The sequence below is a fragment of the Paraburkholderia sp. UYCP14C genome (assembly GCF_004197395.1).
In the GTDB taxonomy this organism is placed as follows: domain Bacteria; phylum Pseudomonadota; class Gammaproteobacteria; order Burkholderiales; family Burkholderiaceae; genus Paraburkholderia.
In genome coordinates this window covers 1-18,286 of the sequence record NZ_SELS01000067.1, presented here as the reverse complement: position 1 = coordinate 18,286, position 18,286 = coordinate 1, and the positions used below count along the sequence as shown (strand labels likewise).

Here is an 18,286-nt window from a genome sequence, read left to right as displayed (position 1 = left end):
TGGCGTCTTGAGTCCGGCTCAGATGCGCAGCTTCGCTTCGACGTAAAACGTGCGGCCCGGATACGGGTGATAGACGAAGTAGCGCGCATCGAACAGGTTGTCGACGCCGATGCCGAGTTCGCTCAGCCTGGTCGGCTTGAAAGTGAACTTCGCGTCGGCGACCGTGTAGGTGCTGGTGCCGCCGAACACGTTGGGGTTCGTGTCGGTATTCGTCAGCGTGTTGTACTGACGGCCCGAGTAACGCGCGGCGAGCGTCAGCGCCGCGCGCGCGTCGAAGTGATACGTCGCGGCAAGATTCGCGCGCCATAGCGGAATGCGGTAAAAGTACTTGCCGACCGAGGCCGGGTTCTGCGCGTTCTCGAGGATCTTCGACTGCGTGTACGCGACGCTCGCGAGCAGATCGAGTCCGCGCACGAACACGTCTTCGCCCGAATAGCTGGTTTCGATGCCGCGCGAGCGGACCTTGCCGATGTTCTGGAAGTTCGTCACGTTCGGAATCACGGTGGTGTCGGTCTGACTGAAGATCGTGTTCTTCACGTCGTCCTGAAACAGCGAGAAGCGGAACACGCCACTCCAGTGCGCCCATTCGGCGCTCAACTCTTTCGACAGATCGTCTTCGGGCTGCAGATTCGGATTGTTGTTGACGATCGCGGCGCCATTGATTTGCCCTTGAAACAATTCGCTCGCGGTGGGAAAGCGATAAGCGCGACCGATCGACGCGCGCAAGGTCAGATCGTCGCTGACATCGAACGATAACGACGCCTTCGGCGAAAAATGGCGCTGGCTGGCGTCGCTGTAAGCGATGGTCGTGCCGGGCAGCGACTGCGCGCCATCGTAGGCTTGCCAGTCTTCATAGCGCACGCCGTAGACGAGCTTCCAGCGCGGCAGGAAGCGCCACGCGTCCTGTGCATATAGCGCCTGCGTCTGGGTCTTGCCGGTGAACGCGTTAGCGAACGAAGCGGCGTCGCCGTCGCGCCAGTCCAGCGTGTTGTAGGTCTGGTTGTCGACGAAGTAGTTGTCGTAGTGGTAGCCGACGCTCAGTGCGTGATTGGCCAGTCCTGCCTGATTCGTCGCGGGCGTAAAGGTGCCGCGCAGGTCCAGGGTCTTCCAGCCGGTGCCGTCGCCGAACAGCACGGTACCGGGGCCATTGCCCGGGCCGCCGGCCTTCGCGGTGCGGGCGACGCTATTGCCGATGTCGTAATACGAGGCGATCGCCTCGCCGTTCCAGCCGGTCGCGTTGCGCGTTTTCAGCGACACACCGTAGAGCCAGTTCTCGCTGTGCCCGAGACTTGGGGCGAACGCGGCCGCCGGAATCGTGTAGTGGTAACCGTTGATCGACACGTTGCCGCTATACACCGGGTTGCCGTTCCCGTCGCGCAGGAACGTCGATGTTTCGCTGTTGTACGTCTGGTGCCAGTAGCCGAGCGTGAAGGCGCCCTGCAGCGTCGGCGTGAAGTCGTACTGCATCTTCAGCTTGAACTGATCCTGCACCGTGTGCTCGATGCCTTCGCCGTTGACGCCGAGCACGGCCGTGGGCGCATTGGTCTGGTTGTTGTAGAAATAGGCGCCGGTGACGGGCGTGTCGCCAGCCTTCGCGGGGGTGGCCGATTGCGCGAGCGTCGCGAATTGCAGCGGCTGACTCGTGTTCTCGAGATGATTGACGCCGAGCAGGTACGAGAACTTGCCGATCCGATCGCCGATCGATGCGCTCGCTTCGCTGCCGTTGAAACTCTGGTTCACGCCGAACAGGCTGAAGTGCTGCGTGAATGCCTTCACGTCGGCGTTCGCCTCGAACTGCTTCGGCATGCGCGTGCCGATCAGCACGGTTGCGCCGAGAGAATTGCCCGGATATAGCGCGGAAAACGGCCCGTAAATGACGTCGACCTGCTGGATTTCGTCGGGGTACACCATTGACCAGCGCGGCGGAAACGAATAGCCATTGCCGAGCAGGTTGCTCAGCAGCAGGCCGTCCGCATAGACGAGGCCGCGCGCGCTCTGCGTGTTGCTGGTGCCGCGCACCGCGATGATCGAATTCAGGTCGCCGATAAAGCGTTTGCGTACCGCCAGGTTCGGCAGGTACTTGAGCACGTCCTCGGTGTTGACGACGTTCCAGTTCGCGAACTGATCGCGCGTGACGGTTTCGATGGAGGCGGGCAGATTCGGATCGACTGCGCGCGGCGCGGCGCTCGTGCTGGCGCTCGCATCGACGCTGACGGCGGGCAACGTCGCTTCGGTGTTTGCGTCGGCGGCATGCGCGGGTGTCGCCACGAAAGCCGGCACGAAAGCCGGCATGAGCGCGGGCCAACGAACCGGGCGACGAAGCGCGCGATGAGCGGAAAAGACAGCGTCACGACGGACGCGAACAGACAGCCTTCGCAGCGCGAAGTTGAACATGAGCGTTTCCTCGATGCATTGAACAGGCGATCGCAGGCCTCGTCGACGTGAGCGACGAATGCGCGATCAGAACCGGTAGCGATCAGGAAACGGCAGGTGGGGCACGCGGACGTCCCGACGGGAACGCGCCGAGCGGCGTGAAGCGGGTGGACAGCGTGGGCGGCGCGGTGCCGGCCAGCGGCAGCGCGGGCAGCGGCTCGACGGCGGCGAGCGTCGGCATTGCAACGTGATGTTCGAGCAGATGACAGTAGCCGCACGCGCCGAATGCATCGTCGTGGCTCAGATGCACGGGCGCGGGGCTGGTTCGAGCGACGTCGCTCGCATCGCCGATATCGCTTGCACCGGCCGGATGAAGCGCCGAACACAGCGCGGCAATCGGCTCATGGGCGCGACCCGATTCGAGCAGCTGACTCACGAGCGGCGCGAACACGACGAGCCACATGGCGACGAGGCCAAGCCATGCGGTCAGGTGGTTGCGGGAGCGTCGAGTCATGATCGTCGAAGAAAAGTCGGGGGCGATTCTAGCATCGCCGCGCGATCCTTTCATTCGTAATGACGGGTATAGCGGCGGATTAAACGGTGAAAAGGCGCTTATTTCGAGGCGCTGAAGCTCGGGCGAATCACTTATGCTGTGAAATCGCGCGAGGTGCGCGTATCGAATCGACAGTGCAACAGCGGCCCAACCACGGCGCACCCGTTGCATGGCCACGCCGCTGAAACATCGCCACCACACATGACACTCACGCAGACGCCCGCTTCTTCGATCGCCGACATCAACCAACGGGCCGTGGCGCTATGTTCGGCCGGACAGTTCGCCGACGCATTGCCGCTCGTCGCGTCGCTGCTCGACGATTGCACGGTGCCGAACGATCAGCGGGCCGATGCGTTGAATATCGCCGGCGCGTGTTCGTTCGCTCTGCTTCAGTGGGCGGACGCGGAGAATCATTGGCGCCAGTGCCTGTATCTGAAACCCGATTACGCTGACGTCTACGCGAGTCTCGGCTCGCTATTCAAATCGCTCGGTCGTCTGTCGGCCGCGAAATCGACGTATCGGCAACTGGTTTCGCTGCGCCCGCTCGACGCGAACGCGCACTATCAACTCGGCAACGTGCTTTACGGGCTCGGCCACCGCGCCGATGCGGAGGCGGCGTATCGGCAGGCGGTGACGATTCTCCCCGACTACGCCGAAGCGCATTACAACCACGGCATCGTGCTGCGCGAGCTGCAACGCCCGCAGCAAGCAGAAGCGGCTTATCGTCACGCGCTGCGCGGCTTGAAGGGTCATGCCGAACTGCACAACAACCTCGGCAGCGTGCTGACGGAACTCGGGCGTCTCGAGGAAGCGGACGCCGCGTATCGCGAGGCGCTGACGCTGAAGCCGCACTATCCGGAGGCGCTCAATAATTTCGCCGGTGTGCTGAAGGCGACGCAGCGTCTCGCGGAGGCGGAGGTGGCTTGCCGGCTCGCGATCACGCTTCGGCCCGACTATGCGGAAGCGCACCTCAATCTTGGCGCGGTGCTGGTCGATCTCGATCGGGTCAGCGAGGCCGAGGCGGCGTACCGCGAGGCGCTCGCGCTTCGGGCGGACTACGCGGAGGCGCATTACAACCTGGGCGTGGCGCTATTCAGGCAGGAGCGCTATGCGGAGGCCGAGCAGGCTTACCGGGACGCGATTCGCTGCCAGCCGGGGCTTGCTCACGCGCACAACAATCTGGGTTGCGTGCTGCGCGTGCTCGAGCGTTTTCCGGAAGCGCTCGACGCGTTCCGGCATGCGGCCGCGGTGTCGCCACAACTCGCCGAGTCGCATGCGAACATTGCCAATGCCCTGGTGCAACTCGGGCGCTTTGTCGAGGCGGAAAGCGAGTATCGGCAGGCCATTGCTTTGAACCCCGACTATGGCGAGGCGCGTTTCAGTCTCGCCGTGCTGCTGCTCGGCTTCGGCCGCTTCGACGAGGGCTGGCCGCTCTACGAATGCCGCTATGAGCAGCCCCATTTCATTCATCGAAAGTCGCAGACGATGCTCCGTTGTCCGCAATGGCGGGGCGAGCCGCTAGCGGGCAAGTCCGTGCTGCTGTGGCAGGAGGACGGCCTCGGCGACATGCTGCAATTCAGCCGCTATATCCCGATGCTGAAGGCGCTGGGTGCAGCGCATATCGCGTTTGCGTGTGCGCCGGCGTTGCATCGGCTGATCGCGAAGGTGGATGGCGTCGACGCGGTGCTCGACCACGATGGAGCGCTCGCGCGCGTCGCGACCTACGATTGCTGGACCAGTCTGCTGAGCGTGCCGTTATATTTGCGCACGACGATGGATACGATTCCACACCCCACGCGATTGAGCGCCGATCCGGCGCTCGTCGAACCATGGCGCGCCGCGCTCGACACGCTGCCGCCCGGCCACCGGGTCGGTCTGGTCTGGAAGGGCAACGCGAAGCATCATAACGACGCGAATCGCTCGATGCCGTCGCTCGCCGCGCTCGCGCCGCTGTGGAGCGTGCCGGGCGTGAACTTCGTCAGCTTGCAGAAGGGGCAGGGCGAGGACGAAGCGCGCAATCCGCCGGCCGCGCAGCCGCTGCTCGATCTCGGCGCGCGCGTGACGGACTTCTCGGACAGCGCGGCGATCGTCGCGCAACTCGATCTGGTGATCTGCGTCGACACGTCGATCGCGCATCTGGCCGCGTCGCTCGGCAAGCCGTGCTGGGTGATGCTGCCGGAGAGAGACGTCGATTGGCGCTGGATGCACGAACGCGACGATTCGCCCTGGTATCCCCACACGCTACGTCTGTTCCGGCGCGGGCCGGGCGAGGGTTGGGCAAGCTCGGTCGAGCGCGTGCGGCAGGCGTGCGTCGAGCGATTCGGCGGCGCGCTATGACGCCTCGGTGAGCTGCATGTGATACAGGCCCCACGGCGACAATTCGAAGCGGTCCTTCAGCGGCTTGGCCGCGAGTTCGGGAATCTGGTCCGCGTCGAAGATCGCCCATAACGGCCCTACGCCACCAAGCGCCAGCGGCGTGCCGTCCATTTTCGTCGCGACGATGAAGCGATACTCGCGCACCTTGTCGAGCGTCGTCTGCACCGCGTAGCCGTCGACCGCGTGCATGACGATTTGCGTGCTGCCCGCGTCGGGCGCGCCGACATGCGCGAGCACGTCGGTCAGCAGCGGGCCGCTGAAGGTATGCAGGTGCGCATCGTATTCGATCGTCGGGTGGATCGTCACGGTCTTCATGCCGGCGAGCAACGGCAGATCGACGCCGTACGCTTGCGAAAACTTCACCTGGTGCTTCGCGAGCAGTTGATCGAAAGCCGGATTGAGCGGGCCGCGATTGCTGCGCTTGATTGCGCCGGAGATCGTCAGGAGAACTGGAGAGGGCGCGCATTCGGCATGCTCGCGTTTCGCGCCGAATGCGGGCGCGGCAGCCGCGCCCAGTACCGCGGCGCTGGTCAAAAACTGGCGTTTGTTCATTACATTTTCTCCGGGTGACGTTGAGCCTCGGCGTGGTGAGGCCCGCGCGCCTTCTATTGTCGGAGAATTGTCGCCGCAGGTGATATGACGATGCTTCATTTACGCGTCATTCGCTATGCTATTTCCGCATGCGATTCGCGTCGTGGCTGGCACGGTTCCTTGCGCGGCGATCCAATGCGGTGCGCGTCTTCGCAGATTTATGACGAAGTGCTTTTACAATGCAAATTGACGTATGCAATAAGCACACGGCAAGCGCCTCGCGTACACCCGCAGAATTACTCAAGGAGACACCGCAATGTCACGCATGAGCGAACTCACGCATATCGCATTCATCGGCTTCGGCGAAGCAGGCGGCATACTCGGTGCGGCTCTGGCCGCGAAGGGCGTGCGGGTGTCGATGTTCGATCTGCGGCGTGACGCGCTGCGCGACAAGGCGCGCGCGGCCAACGTTCGCGTCGCCGACACGTTGCAAGGCGCGCTCGACGGCGCCCAACTCATCGTCTCCGCGGTCACGGCCGATGCCGATCTCGAGGTCGCGCAGGCGGCCGCGCGCTGCATTCGGCGAGAGCAGGTCTATCTCGACATCAACTCGGTGTCGCCAGCCACCAAACAGCATGCGCAGGCGTGTATCGAAGGCGCCGGCGCGCAATACGTCGAGGCGGCGGTGATGGCGCCGGTGCCACCCTACGGCCTTGCAGCGCCGATGCTGCTGGGCGGCGCGAGCGCGGCGCAGCTCGCGTCGCAGCTCAACGAGCTCGGCTTCCATGCGCGTGCGGTCGCGGAGAAGGTCGGCGTCGCATCGGCCGCGAAAATGTGCCGCAGCGTGATGATCAAGGGCATCGAAGCGTTGACCGTCGAATGTCTGCGTGCCGCGCGGCATTACGATGCGGAGTCGATCGTGCTCGAATCGCTCGCGGAAACGTTCGGCAGGATGCGAGGCGATGCGGGCGTGCCTGGCTATCTGGTCAGCCGGGTTGCCGAGCATGGACGACGGCGCGCCGCGGAAATGCGCGAGGTATCGCAGACGCTGCGCGAAGCGGGCATCACGCCGTTCATGAGCGATGCATCCGCGCGCTTGCAGGACGGCGTGGTCGATGCGATGGAAGCGGGCGGCATCCACTACGGCACGCTGCCCACGCCGTTCGATTGGCGCTCGTTTTTCGATGTCCTGCCGGACCCTGACAAGAATGATTGAGCCAACTATTCGATGCAAACGCTCAGGTCGAGCCGATGCTGACGGTGCGCGTCACATCGACGACGGACAGCCGGATCGCGTCGATCAATGCGCGCGCGGCCGGTGACGGCGTGCCCGCCGCGCGCATCGTCAGGCCGATCTCGCGCCGCGTGTTGTGCAGCGGCACATCGAGCACCACCAGTTGCCCGGACTGGATCTCGTGATGCAACTGCTGCGCCGACAACGCCGCCGCCATGTCGGTGCCGAGCAGCAGACCGCGAATCACTGCGAGATCGGCGGTCTCGACGGTCGGCAGAGGCGGCTTCACTTTCAGCCGCTTGAATTGCGTTTCGAACAGCGCACGCGCGGGCGCGTTGCTGCGCGGCAGAATCCACTGCGCATCGCGCAGCCCCATGATGGTCAGATCGCGCACGCGAGTCAGCGGATGACCCTGGCGCACCAGCACCACCATGTCTTCCGACATCAGCCGTTCGTTTTTCAGGCCGCTCGTCGCGTCGTTGTCGCGCAGCGCGCCGAGAATGAAATCGATATCGCCCGCGCGCAGACCGGCTACGAGCGTCTCGTACGCGCTTTCGTCGGTGACCACGCGCACGCCCGGGTTCTCCGAGGTCATTCGCGCGATCGCCTTCGGCAGGATCAGCGTGCGTCCGAGCGGCAACGCGCCGACCGTCACCGAGCCCTGAATCTTGCCGTGCAATGCGGCGATGTCGTCGGGGACGTGGCGCAATTCGTTCAGCGCGCGGCGTACGTGCAGCAGAAACGTTTCGCCCTCGGCCGTCAGTAGAATGCCGCGCGGGCTGCGATGGAACAGACTCAACCCCGAGCCGCTTTCGAGCACGCGAATCGCGGTGCTCACCGCGGGCTGACTGATGCCGAAGGTTTTCGCCGCGCTCGGCATGTGCCGATGCCGCGCCAGCGCCGCGAATAGCTGTAGCCGCCGGGTGTTGAGCAGATAGGCGGGCAATGTGCCTTCCGCGACGGGCCGGCGGCGCGCCTGTCGCGCGGCGCACCATTGCGCGAGCTCTTCGAGTTCAGCGAAGATCCGCTCGCAACGATGCAGCACCGCGCGGCCGACCGGAGTGGGCAGCATGCCCGAAGGACCGCGATCGAACAGCGGCACGCCGAGCGCCGACTCGAGCTCCTGCACGGAGCGCGTGACCGCCGACTGCGCGCGAAACAGCGCGGCCGCCGCGCGCGTCGCGCTGCCCATATCGGCGACGAGCCGGAATGCGCGCAGTTGAGCGAGATTGAGCAGGTCCTTGCTGCTGACCGACAGCGGCGCTTTGGCGGCTGCCCGGCCGGTTGCGGCGGAAAGCGTGTCGTTGCTCATGCCGCGCCCGCGATCAGATGCAACGATGGCAGCGACAGATTCAGACTTTCCTTGGAGATATGCGTGTGCTCCTTCATCAACGCATCGACGCGCGCGCCTTCGCCTTTCTTCAGCGCGTCGACGATCGCGTGATGCTGGCGATGCGCGTACATCAGCATCATGAATTGGCGCTCGCGCGCGGATTCGTCGAACGCGATCGTGAACGGCGACACGAACGGCACTTTGTCGTTCAGACTGAGTGCGGCCGTGACCGCCTGGTTCTGCGCCGCTTCGACGATCAGCGCATGAAAGCGGCCGTTCATCCGCGCGTATCGCACGTCGTCGCCTGGCTGCAGATGCTTTTGCTCGAAGATTTCGTCGCCTTCGCGCAGACAGTCGTCGAGCGCGGCGGCGAGCGCGGCGCTTACACCGTTTTCGGCGACCGAGCGCGCGGCGAGTCCTTCGAGCACGCCGCGCACGTCGATCGCGTTGAGCACGTCGCGCACGCTGAAACGGCGCACGACGTAACCGCGCGAGCCCGAACGATCGAGCAGACCTTCCGACGACAGTACGCTCAACGCATAACGCAGCGGCGTGCGCGACACGCCGAGCCATTGCGCGAGTTGCGCTTCGACGAGCCGCTGCCCGGGCGACAGTTCGCCCGAAAGAATCTTCTCGCGTAAGGTCTGCACAATTGCTTGCTGGGTCGTCTCGTTCATCGCTGTGTCGCTGGTCGGAAGCACGGCAGTATAGCCACGCGTGCAGTGTCGCTCCAAGCCGTAAAAATGTGCGTTGCGAGTTGTTTTCCGAGTCATCTATTTTATTTATCGCGCACCGAGCCGCGAGCGCACCGCGGAACGCTTGCGGAACGGGCTTGGGATACCAAGGAAGCCCTGCGCGGCGTGGGTCGCGGCGCGATCCGCCGACTCGCGGAGCGCCAGAATATGGGGCTTTTACCCATCAACCCAGCGCCGCATGCGGTATACCCGTACTTCCCGTATCGAGGCACAATTTCTATCTTTGTATCCCAAGACGGTCGCGGTGGCCAGCGCGGTAAGCGTGGCGACCTATCCGATTGGCAGCAGCACGACGTGACGGAAGAGAGCGAATATGGCAAGGATCATTGGTGGTATCGGCACATCCCATGTACCCACGATCGGGTTGGCCTACGACAAGGGCAAGCAGAACGACCCCGCATGGGCACCCCTCTTCAAGGGCTATGAACCGGTGGCGCAGTGGCTGGCCGAGCAGAAGCCCGACGTGATGGTGATGTTCTACAACGACCACGCGAACAGCTTCTTCTTCGATTGTTATCCGACGTTCGCGCTCGGCGTGTCGCCGAATCACGAATTCGCCGATGAAGGTGCGGGCAAGCGTCCGTTGCCGGACATTGCCGGTCATCCGGATCTCGCGATCCATATCGTCGAGCAACTGGTCGCCGACGAGTTCGATCTGACCGTCTTCCAGGACCGCGCGCTCGATCACGGCGTCAATTCGCCGCTGTCGCTGATGCTGCCGCATCAGGGCGGCTGGCCGCTGTCGCTGGTGCCGCTCGAAGTCAACGTGCTGCAGTATCCGCTGCCCACCGCGAATCGCTGCTACCGGCTCGGCCAGGCGCTGCGTCGCGCGATCGAATCGTTCGAGCAGGACCTGAAGGTCGTGGTGGTCGGCACGGGCGGGCTGTCGCACCAGGTGCACGGCGAACGCAGCGGTTTCAACAATACCGAATGGGACATGGAGTTCCTCGATCTGATCGTCAACGATCCGGAGCGTCTCGCCGCGATGAAGCATGTCGACTACGTGCGCCTCGGCGGCGCGGAGAGCGTCGAGACGATCATGTGGCTCGCGATGCGCGGCGCGCTCGGCAAGAAGGTCCGCGAACTCCATCGCAACTACTATCTCGCGACCAGCACCGCGATGGCCGTGACGATCTACGAAGAAGAGGTGGCGTAATGAATCCGCAACTGGTTGGCGTCGAAGAATTGACCGGCACGTATCCGTTCGATATCCGCCACAGCATCAAGGCGATGCGCCTGAACCGCTTTTTCTGGCAGATGCGCGAAGCGTCGGCGCGCGCGCTGTGGCTCGAAAACCGCGCCGCCGCTTATGATGCGGCGGGCCTGACGCCGGAAGAACGCGCGCTGGTCGACAACACCGACTGGATCGGCCTGATCCGTTATGGCGTGTCGTTCTTCGTGCTCGAAAAATTCGCGCGCGTGGTGAAGATCACGAATCTCGGCGTGTACGCGAGCATGCGCGGCGAAACGCTCGAAGCGTTTCTGAAGACTCGCCAGGTGCCCGACGCCGTTTGAAGGCCGGGCATCGAAAGGGCGCATCGAGGCGGCACTGTCCGCTGGGCAATCCGATTTGAAGTTCCGATGTGTAGTCCATTCCAGGGAGAGGGAGATGGTCAGCAAGTTCGGCATCAGCGAAGGGGATTTGGACCGGCGGCTGAAAATCGCGGAGTCCGGTGCGCCGGAACGCGGCGCGACGTTGCGCGCGGGCGTGATCGGCGGATTGGTCGGCGCCGTGGTGATCTGGATTTACGAAGCGCTCGTATGGGTCGACGCGCAGCATCTGATGCCGCTCGCCGGCATTCCGCGCAATGCGACAGGGCTCGTGTTCGGCAAAGACGTGCAGGCGTCGCTTGGCATCTGGGCTTATATCGTCGGCACCGGGATTCACTTTTTCTTCGCGATCGGATGGGGCGTGCTGTTTGCCGCGATCTGGCCGTACTTCCGGCGGCGCGGCTACGAAGCGACGCTGGTCGCGCTGTTCTATGCGGTGATTGCGTGGATCGTCATGCATGTCGCGATCATGATCGCGTCGGATAACCATCCGGACTATTTCGACCCGGCCGTGATCATCGGCGGGTTCATGTCGCACATCTTTTTTGCCGTGTCGTTGGCTTTGACCGTCAAGCGGCTGATGGCCGAGCGGCGGTATTGAGGCGTTTCGGCAGTTTGATTCGGGTCGTTCCGAAATAGAAGCCGGGTTCGGTCGAGCCCGGCTTTTTTAGTTTGGACGCCGCACGGCGACGATTCCCGGCCGCCATTGCGCGCTTGCAGAAGTTGCGGCTCGCAACTATATTGATTGCGTAACGCAACCGATAGCGAGCCCCTCATGGATCTGATCGACGCCCCCGCCAAGTCCCGCGACACCACCATTCTCGAACTCCGCGAATTTTCCCGGCGGCTGGTTCGCGAACTCGGCTTCATGCGCACGACGATCGCCGACAGCGATCTGGCGCCCTCGGCCGTGCACGCGGTGATCGAGATCGGCATGTCGCCGGGCATCAGCGCCAAAGATCTGGCGACCATCCTGCGCCTCGACAAGTCGAATACGAGCCGCCAGATCGCGAAGCTCGAAGCGAGCGGACTCGTCGAGCGCACCGTCTCCGTCGACGATGCCCGCTCTTCCGAGCTGTATCTGACGGCCGAGGGACAGAAGCTGCGCAAAAAGATCGACCGGTTCGCGACCGACCGCGTGTCCGGCGCGCTGCGGCGCATGGTTCCGGCCGACCAGCAGACGCTGGTCCGTTCCCTCGCGCTGTACGCGGACGCCCTCTCGCAAGGTGACGTCAGCAAGCTTGCCGCGACGGAAGCGGGGTCCGCGGGAATCGTACAAGGCTATCAACCCGGCTGCATCGGCGACATCGCGAGTCTGCACGGGCGCTATTACGCGGAGCATTGGGGTTTCGGCGCGTTCTTCGAGAAGAAGGTCGCGACGGAGCTGGCGGAGTTCGCGGGCACTTTGCCTGCCGAAGGCAAAGGGCTTTGGCTCTACGTCGAAAACGGCCGCACGCTCGCTTCCGTCGTGATCGACGGGGATGACGACACGGGTGTCGCTCATTTGCGCTGGTTCATCGTCGACGATTCTTTGCGCGGCTCCGGGGTGGGACGGCAACTGCTGTCGCATGCCATGCGTTTCGTCGACGAGCGGTTCGATGAAACCTATCTATGGACTTTCAAGGGCCTCGACGCGGCGCGCCATCTGTACGAGTCGTTCGGCTTTCGGCTCAGCGAAGAATCGGAAGGCGCGCAATGGGGAACACGGGTCGTCGAGCAGCGTTTCAACCGGCTTTCCGCAAAGGAAGGCGGTGCCGGTACTGTGTGATCGACGGAGCGAAGAACTCGGTAGCTTCGGTTAGTGCGCGACGACGGTCGTCGCGATCCGGTCGGCCAACTCACCGAGCACGCGGCTCAATGCGGCCGCCTGCGCGGGCGCATCGTGTCCGGTGATCACGGAGTCGAGCGTCACCTGCTGCCGCAGCGGCGCCTGGTCCGAGTGTCCGGCCAACAGCGTCCACTCCGCCTGCAGGGTCAGCGTGCCGCTCGCGTCGGCGGTGGCGTTGAGCACGGTGACAACCAGCGTGCGCGTGCCCGGTGGCGCGGGCGCATCGGGAACGACGAACGACCCGGCGGGCAGGCGCGTGAGCAAGTCCTGGGCGAGCGTTCTGCGCATCAGCTGCGCGAGCGGTGCGCCCCACCGGTCGTTATCGTCTATCGTCAGGCGGTTCTGCGAAGCCAGCGTGACGACTTCGAGCCGATCGAGCACCGCGGGAATATGCACGGCGGTCAGTTGAACCGGTGGCATCGGCGCCGCGGCTGGCGGCGCGCCGGCGGGCATCGGGTTCAACGTCACATAGCGTGTCGGTATGCTGTGCCCGCATCCGGCGAGCGTCATCGCCGCGACGGTGACGACAAACGCCGCCGTCCCGACGCTCGGTGCGAGCGATGCCGCGATGGCGCGCCCGACGAGAAGCGTGGACCTCGTCATCACTGAGCCTCCTGTTGCCTGCCATGAATCAGCGCCTCGGGATGACGATCGAGATAGTCGGCCAAGGCCCGAATCGAACGCGCGGTGTCCGTCAGCTCCTGCATTGCGGCAGGCAGGTCGTTCTGGCTCGACGCATCGCCGCCTAGCGTACGGTTCGCCGCGGCAACGGTGCGATCGGCCGCGTTCGCGGTCTCTCGCAGTTGCGCGACGAGCGGACCGATCTGCGGCGAGACCTGCTGCAACGTGTGATCGATCTGCGCGACGGAGCGGTCGATGTGCGTCAGGCTGTCCTTGATTTGCGGCGACGAACTGAGCGCGTTGATATGCGCGGCGATACTGCGAACCTGTTCGCCGGTTTGGCTGATCGGAAGATCGTCGATCTTCTGGATCACCTCGTTGGCCTTGGCCATCGTCGTGTCGAGATTCGCGGCGGCGATACTCGGAATGACGCGCAGGCCGTCCTCGCTGGCGAGCGTCGCGACCGGCGCGCCTTGCACGAAGTCGAGGTTGATCTTGTCCGCGCCGACGACCGGCGGATCTTGCGACAATCGCGCGCGCAACCCCGTCGCGACGAGGCGGGTGAGCATGCCGTCGACAAGTGGGCGCCAGTCGCCGTTGGCCGGCGGCGGCGCGCCGACGATGCCGAGTTGCAACGGGTTCAGCGCGATCTGCACGGGGGTGCTCAGCGCGCCCGTGCGTGCGTCGTAGTTCAGCCGCACGCTGGTGACGGTGCCCACGTCGAAACCGCGCAATTGCACATCGGCGCCATTCTTCAGGTCGCCGACGGCACCGTCGAATCGCACGACGTAAGTGACGACCGGGCCATGCCCCGGCGCGAGCGCGGGACGTCGATCGACTCCGTCGAAATGCGATGCCGGTTCGCCGGGCCCAGGCTCCATCACGATCTCGGGGCCGGCCAGCACGCCTTTGAGCGACCCCGGATCGCTGAGGTCAACGTGTGCGCCGCGCAGGAAAAACTTCGTCTCGCTGCGCAGATACTTTTTTTCGGCGCGATCTATCTTGAGCTCGGCTTGCACGTGCTGGCCATCGGGCGCGAGCGCAATTTCCGACACGGCGCCCACCTTCACGCCGCGCAGCGTGACGATCGTGTCGTCGGGCTTCATGCCGTACGCGTTGTCGAAGGTGACCGTGACCGTCTCGCCCTGATGCGTCAACGCGCGAACCCCGAGCCATCCGGCCATCGCGAAGGCTGCGACCGGCACCGCCCAGATCCAGCCCGGCCACGCGCTGCGCCGCACCTGGGCTTGCGAACGACGGGGACGCGTGCCGCTCATCGCTCGCTCCGAGGGTGGACGTCCCACATCAGGCGCGGGTCGAATGTGCGCGAAGCGGCCATCGTCAGCAACACGACCAGCGCGAACGCGGTCGCGCCGATCGCGGGTCTGGCCGACGCGATGCCGTCGAAGTGGATCAGCGGCACGAACGCCGCGATCGTGAACACGTCGACATACGACCATCGGCCGAGTTCGTCGATCAGGCGATACAGATGCGCCTTGACCCGCAGATGCCGACGCGAACGGCGCCTCACGGAGACGATGAACCACCCCATGCCGAGAATCTTCGCCACCGGAATGACGATGCTCGTACAGATGATCAGAATGCCGATCGGCCACAGGCCTGCGTGAAACAGCTGGTAGACGCCGTCGATGATCCGGGTTGAGTCGATCCGCCCGAGTTGCATCGAACTGGTCATCGGAAAGAAGTTGGCCGGGATCGTCAGAACCAGCGCCGCGAGCGACAGGGCCGCCGCGCGCACGACGGCGTCGGTTTTGCGAGCGCGCAACGTCAGTGCGCAGCGAGGGCAGGCAAGCCCCTCCTGCGACATCGGCACGACCAGATCGCAAACCGTGCAGGACAGCGGTGCTTCGTGTTCCGGCGGTTCGTTGTCCGCGGCGATCGCGCGCCACACGGTTCGTCGGTCGAGTGACGCGCGCGTGAGCATCGACAGCAGAGCCGCGGCGATGAAACAGTAGCCGCCGGGGGCAATCGTGCCGGTCAGATTCTGCGTCACGCGCGCGTAACCGACGAAGCAGCCGACCAGGTAGACATCGGGCATGGTCCAGATATCGAGCGAGGTGGTCCAGCGAAACAGCGCGCCGATTCCCCTCGTACGCCAGCCGAGCCTTAGCGCGGCGAGGACGATCACGAGGCCGCCAAAGCGGATGAATGGCAGCACGATACCGAAGGTGCCGAGCAGTACCGCGAGAATGAACCAGCCGTCGTTCCACATCTGCACGATGCCCGACGACAACACCGACGAGCGCTCGACGCCGAGCATGTGGACGTACATCAGCGGCGCGAGGTTGGCCGGAAACAGCAACACGAAGGTCGCACTCGCGCAGGCGAGCGCCGCGGTCTGACTCCGGCCGCTACGCCGTTCGAGCGGAAAGTGACAGGTGCGGCAACGCGCGTAGGTATGTGCGGTGAGCGGCGGGATGTCTTCGAGCGCGCCGCATTCGGGGCAGCCGATCGTCATGCGACGTTCTCCACCGGCTGTCCGTTTGCAGGCGGGCAGCGCGTTGCCAATGAGGTTTCGCCGATCATCCCCTCGACCCCCAGCGCCATCGGACGCGTGAATGGACGGCAGGCGCGCTGGCACGCGCCAGCTCCTTATCCTGCAGTAGCATGGCGCGTTCCCGGGCGCCCTCGGCGCGCCGGGCAGCGGGGACGGTCGGCGGCCGCGGTGCGGCGAAGCGGCTTAAGTCGGGTGAGCGGGTCCGGTCCGCTTCGCGTTGCGAGCTGGGCGACGAGCCCGGTTTGGTGTCCGGCGTCGCTGTCGGAGCGTTGTCTTCGCGCGGGCCGCTTCCCGGCGGGGTGAGATCGTCGGGGGCGTCGGTGAGCCTTCAGGGACCTCGGCTCAAGCGCCTGCCGATCCGCCCGCTGACGGAGCGGCGTCGGCAATGATCAGCAACCGCGAAGACAGCGCGTCGGGATGGCCCGGCTTGAACCAGTTCATCTCGGGAATGCGCGAATCGGTCAGGTAGATCGTGCCGTCCGGGCCCTCCGCGAACGAATCCGGCCAGCGCAGGCCGCGCTCGTGCAGCAGCGTCGTCAAGCTCGTGCCGTCCCACACCTTCACCGCGTGTTCTTCCACCGCGGTGATCAGCAGGCGTCCCGTCCGGTCGAAATGCAGCCCGTCGGCCGGGCGATGCTCGAGCACTTTCTCGACGCGGTCGCCGACTTCGTCGTTCGCGAGCGCGGTATCGCGAAGCGCTTCGGTGGGGACGCGATAAAGCGTTTTGCCCTTCAGCGCCTGCCAGTACAGATACAGTCCATCGCGGGTCAGCGCGATGCCGTCGGCCGAAGCTTCGACGCCGCGTCCATCGGGACGGCGCAACGGCGCGCCGGCTGCATGGACGGTGACGTGCGGATCCGCTTGCGTCGACGGATGCCCGTCGAGCACGCGGCGCGCTTGACCGGTGCCGAGATCGACCACCACGATCGCGCCGCGTGTTCCGGAGTCGGTGATGTAGGCGAAGCGGCCGTCGGGACTGATGCGCACGTCGTTCAGATAGCTACCTTGAGGTGCGATCTCGAGCGCGAACGCGATGCAGCCGGCGACGCTATCCGTCGCCAGATCGATGCGCACCAGTTTAGGGGCGCCCGGCACGACGAACGCCTGGGCCGGCGCGCCGGGGTCGAGTACCCACAGGTTGTTTTGCGAATCGCATACCACCGCCTGCACGCAGACCCAGCGATCCTGCGGGTTCAACTCGTCACGCCTCGCGTTGCGCCAGCCGTTCCATCGATCGTCGGGATACGGACGGACGTCGCCATCGGGAGTGAGTACGCCGACGGAGATCGGCGCGTCTTCCGTCCAGCGCGGGAAGTTGACGAAGATGCGTCCGTCTGCGGCCACGGCGACGCCGCTCACCTGGTGCCCGAACGACGCAATCTCGCGCAGATGCGGCTGCGAGCCGTCGTCACCGATGCTCGATGCAGGCGCGGCGGTCAGCGGAACCCGATCCGCGGCGGGTGGCGTGGCGCTGTCTTTCATGGGCTGTCTCCGGGACAGGATGGAAATGTCCGTATTCGGCAAAGCAAATGCCGCGCGCGAAGATAAAGTGAATCGTAATCCGCGAATCTTTCGGAAGGTATTCAACGTGAATTGCGAATCGCCCTTTATGCAAATTGTTTGACTTTCGCGCGAGCAGAGAACGGCAGGGCACGCAATAGGGAAAGCCGAGTCGTCGCGCAGCGTTGCACGCGACCTCGCGCGCTAAAAGGTTGTGTCGGTGCTGTGTCATTCGGGGTGAAACGAATCGATCCTCGGTGACTTGCGCAGCCGCCGTACCGACCGGTCCACTTCGGCAACTTTGACTCCCAGGGTTTCTCCTGCCTCGCATTCGGACCCGCCGTGTCACTCGTGCGCTACACCGCTCATTTGCAAAGAAAAAATAATGCCGACGTCTAAGGAATGTGCTAAAAAATATCAATTGCACGCGCAGACAAATAGCCACGCATGCAAGTAATAATTTCGGCTTTCAATACTCTTAATCGGCCGCGAGGTGGATCATGAGAACAAGAGCGCTTTGGGGGTTCGGGGTGACGACGGTCGCTTCGGTGCTGACGCTGCAGTGTTATCCAGCGTGGGCCGACGGACCCGAAGCGGCGTATGCGTCCGACGACGAGGTGCCGGCCGGCTCGCTCAGTCCGAACGAGTACAAGGTCAATGCGGACGGCATGAAAGAAGATCCGAATGCGAAGATGTCGGACGTGGCTCGCGCGTATCGCAATGGCTATATGAATCGCGGCAAGCAGGATCAGGCCGATTACCAGGCCATGATCGACTCGCACAATCACGGTCAACGGCAACCCGCCAAGACCGACGTCGCCCGGGTCGACGTGCCGCCGCTGCCGGCGGGCGTCCCCGAGGACGATAACTCGAAGTACACGAGCATTCCGCCGCAGCCTCAAAGGCCGCAGCCGGTCCAGTACGCGCAGCGGCAGGTGCCGCAACCGCCGCCGCAACAGCAATATCAGCAGGTGTACCAGCAGCCGCAATATGCGCCGCCGCCTATGCAATACCAGCAGGCGCCGGCCTACGCGCATGTATCGGCTCCGGTTGTCTGGACAAGCTTTTGCAGCTCAGGCGGCCAGCTTCATCAGCCTTTCCTGACGGGCTTCG

The 18,286-nt window shown here is 64.4% G+C and carries 16 protein-coding genes; 7 read left to right on the top strand and 9 right to left on the bottom strand.

Annotation, left to right across the window (positions count from 1 at the left end; genetic code table 11):
* Positions 1–18: 18 nt before the first annotated feature.
* On the bottom strand, positions 19–2,292 hold the full coding sequence (locus EVC45_RS36930; protein ID WP_248295408.1) for a TonB-dependent receptor: 2,274 nt from the start codon (positions 2,290–2,292) through the stop codon (positions 19–21).
* 184 nt (positions 2,293–2,476) lie between these two features.
* Positions 2,477–2,887, bottom strand: a complete 411-nt coding sequence (locus EVC45_RS36925; protein WP_129963062.1) for a DUF2946 domain-containing protein — start codon at positions 2,885–2,887, stop codon at positions 2,477–2,479.
* Positions 2,888–3,127: 240 nt separating this feature from the next.
* On the opposite strand from EVC45_RS36925, the gene EVC45_RS36920 reads away from it, so the two are divergent.
* On the top strand, positions 3,128–5,263 hold the full coding sequence (locus EVC45_RS36920) for a tetratricopeptide repeat protein (RefSeq protein WP_129963061.1): 2,136 nt from the start codon (positions 3,128–3,130) through the stop codon (positions 5,261–5,263).
* On the opposite strand, the gene EVC45_RS36915 is transcribed toward EVC45_RS36920, so the two are convergent.
* Positions 5,258–5,854 (bottom strand): molybdopterin-dependent oxidoreductase, encoded by a 597-nt coding sequence (locus tag EVC45_RS36915; RefSeq protein WP_129963060.1) that lies wholly within the window; start codon positions 5,852–5,854, stop codon positions 5,258–5,260. The genes EVC45_RS36920 and EVC45_RS36915 overlap by 6 nt on opposite strands.
* Positions 5,855–6,149: 295 nt before the next feature.
* Here EVC45_RS36915 and EVC45_RS36910 point away from each other — a divergent pair, with 295 nt between their 5' ends.
* On the top strand, positions 6,150–7,049 hold the full coding sequence (locus EVC45_RS36910) for a DUF1932 domain-containing protein (RefSeq protein WP_129963059.1): 900 nt from the start codon (positions 6,150–6,152) through the stop codon (positions 7,047–7,049).
* Between the two features lie 22 nt (positions 7,050–7,071).
* Here the strand turns inward: EVC45_RS36910 and EVC45_RS36905 are convergent, their stop codons facing one another.
* Both EVC45_RS36905 and EVC45_RS36900 read right to left on the bottom strand, forming a co-directional pair.
* On the bottom strand, positions 7,072–8,379 hold the full coding sequence (locus tag EVC45_RS36905; RefSeq protein WP_129963058.1) for a LysR family transcriptional regulator: 1,308 nt from the start codon (positions 8,377–8,379) through the stop codon (positions 7,072–7,074).
* A complete protein-coding gene (locus tag EVC45_RS36900) occupies positions 8,376–9,077 on the bottom strand; it encodes a GntR family transcriptional regulator (RefSeq protein WP_129963057.1) in 702 nt (233 codons plus the stop codon). The genes EVC45_RS36905 and EVC45_RS36900 overlap by 4 nt, the downstream gene beginning before the upstream one ends.
* Positions 9,078–9,468: 391 nt before the next feature.
* Between EVC45_RS36900 and EVC45_RS36895 the strand changes: the two genes are divergently transcribed.
* The 4 genes from EVC45_RS36895 to EVC45_RS36880 all read left to right on the top strand — a co-directional run bounded on the left by EVC45_RS36895 (position 9,469) and on the right by EVC45_RS36880 (position 12,474).
* Positions 9,469–10,311 carry a gallate dioxygenase gene (locus tag EVC45_RS36895; RefSeq protein WP_129963056.1) on the top strand — a complete coding sequence of 281 codons (843 nt, stop codon included), beginning with the start codon at positions 9,469–9,471 and terminating at the stop codon, positions 10,309–10,311.
* Positions 10,311–10,670 carry a protocatechuate 3,4-dioxygenase gene (locus tag EVC45_RS36890; protein ID WP_129963055.1) on the top strand — a complete coding sequence of 120 codons (360 nt, stop codon included), beginning with the start codon at positions 10,311–10,313 and terminating at the stop codon, positions 10,668–10,670. The genes EVC45_RS36895 and EVC45_RS36890 overlap by 1 nt, the downstream gene beginning before the upstream one ends.
* Before the next feature lie 94 nt (positions 10,671–10,764).
* Positions 10,765–11,307: a hypothetical protein gene (locus tag EVC45_RS36885; RefSeq protein ID WP_248295407.1), complete on the top strand. Its 543-nt coding sequence runs from the start codon at positions 10,765–10,767 to the stop codon at positions 11,305–11,307.
* Between the two features lie 174 nt (positions 11,308–11,481).
* Positions 11,482–12,474, top strand: coding sequence for a helix-turn-helix domain-containing GNAT family N-acetyltransferase (locus EVC45_RS36880; RefSeq protein WP_129963054.1), 993 nt, complete (start codon positions 11,482–11,484; stop codon positions 12,472–12,474).
* A 30-nt stretch (positions 12,475–12,504) separates the two neighbouring features.
* Here the strand turns inward: EVC45_RS36880 and EVC45_RS36875 are convergent, their stop codons facing one another.
* The 4 genes from EVC45_RS36875 to EVC45_RS36855 all read right to left on the bottom strand — a co-directional run bounded on the left by EVC45_RS36875 (position 12,505) and on the right by EVC45_RS36855 (position 17,155).
* Entirely contained in the window at positions 12,505–13,140 is a 636-nt protein-coding gene (locus EVC45_RS36875) for a membrane integrity-associated transporter subunit PqiC (RefSeq protein WP_129963053.1), read from the bottom strand.
* A complete protein-coding gene (locus EVC45_RS36870) occupies positions 13,137–14,432 on the bottom strand; it encodes an MlaD family protein (protein WP_129963052.1) in 1,296 nt (431 codons plus the stop codon). Before EVC45_RS36870 ends, EVC45_RS36875 begins: the two co-directional genes overlap by 4 nt.
* Complete coding sequence (locus tag EVC45_RS36865; protein ID WP_129963051.1) at positions 14,429–15,634, bottom strand: paraquat-inducible protein A; 1,206 nt, start codon at positions 15,632–15,634, stop codon at positions 14,429–14,431. The genes EVC45_RS36870 and EVC45_RS36865 overlap by 4 nt, the downstream gene beginning before the upstream one ends.
* 381 nt (positions 15,635–16,015) lie before the next feature.
* Positions 16,016–17,155 (bottom strand): L-dopachrome tautomerase-related protein, encoded by a 1,140-nt coding sequence (locus EVC45_RS36855; protein WP_129963050.1) that lies wholly within the window; start codon positions 17,153–17,155, stop codon positions 16,016–16,018.
* A gap of 518 nt (positions 17,156–17,673) precedes the next feature.
* Here EVC45_RS36855 and EVC45_RS36850 point away from each other — a divergent pair.
* Positions 17,674–18,286 (top strand): hypothetical protein (locus tag EVC45_RS36850; protein ID WP_248295406.1); only part of this gene is annotated, 613 nt, incomplete at its 3' end.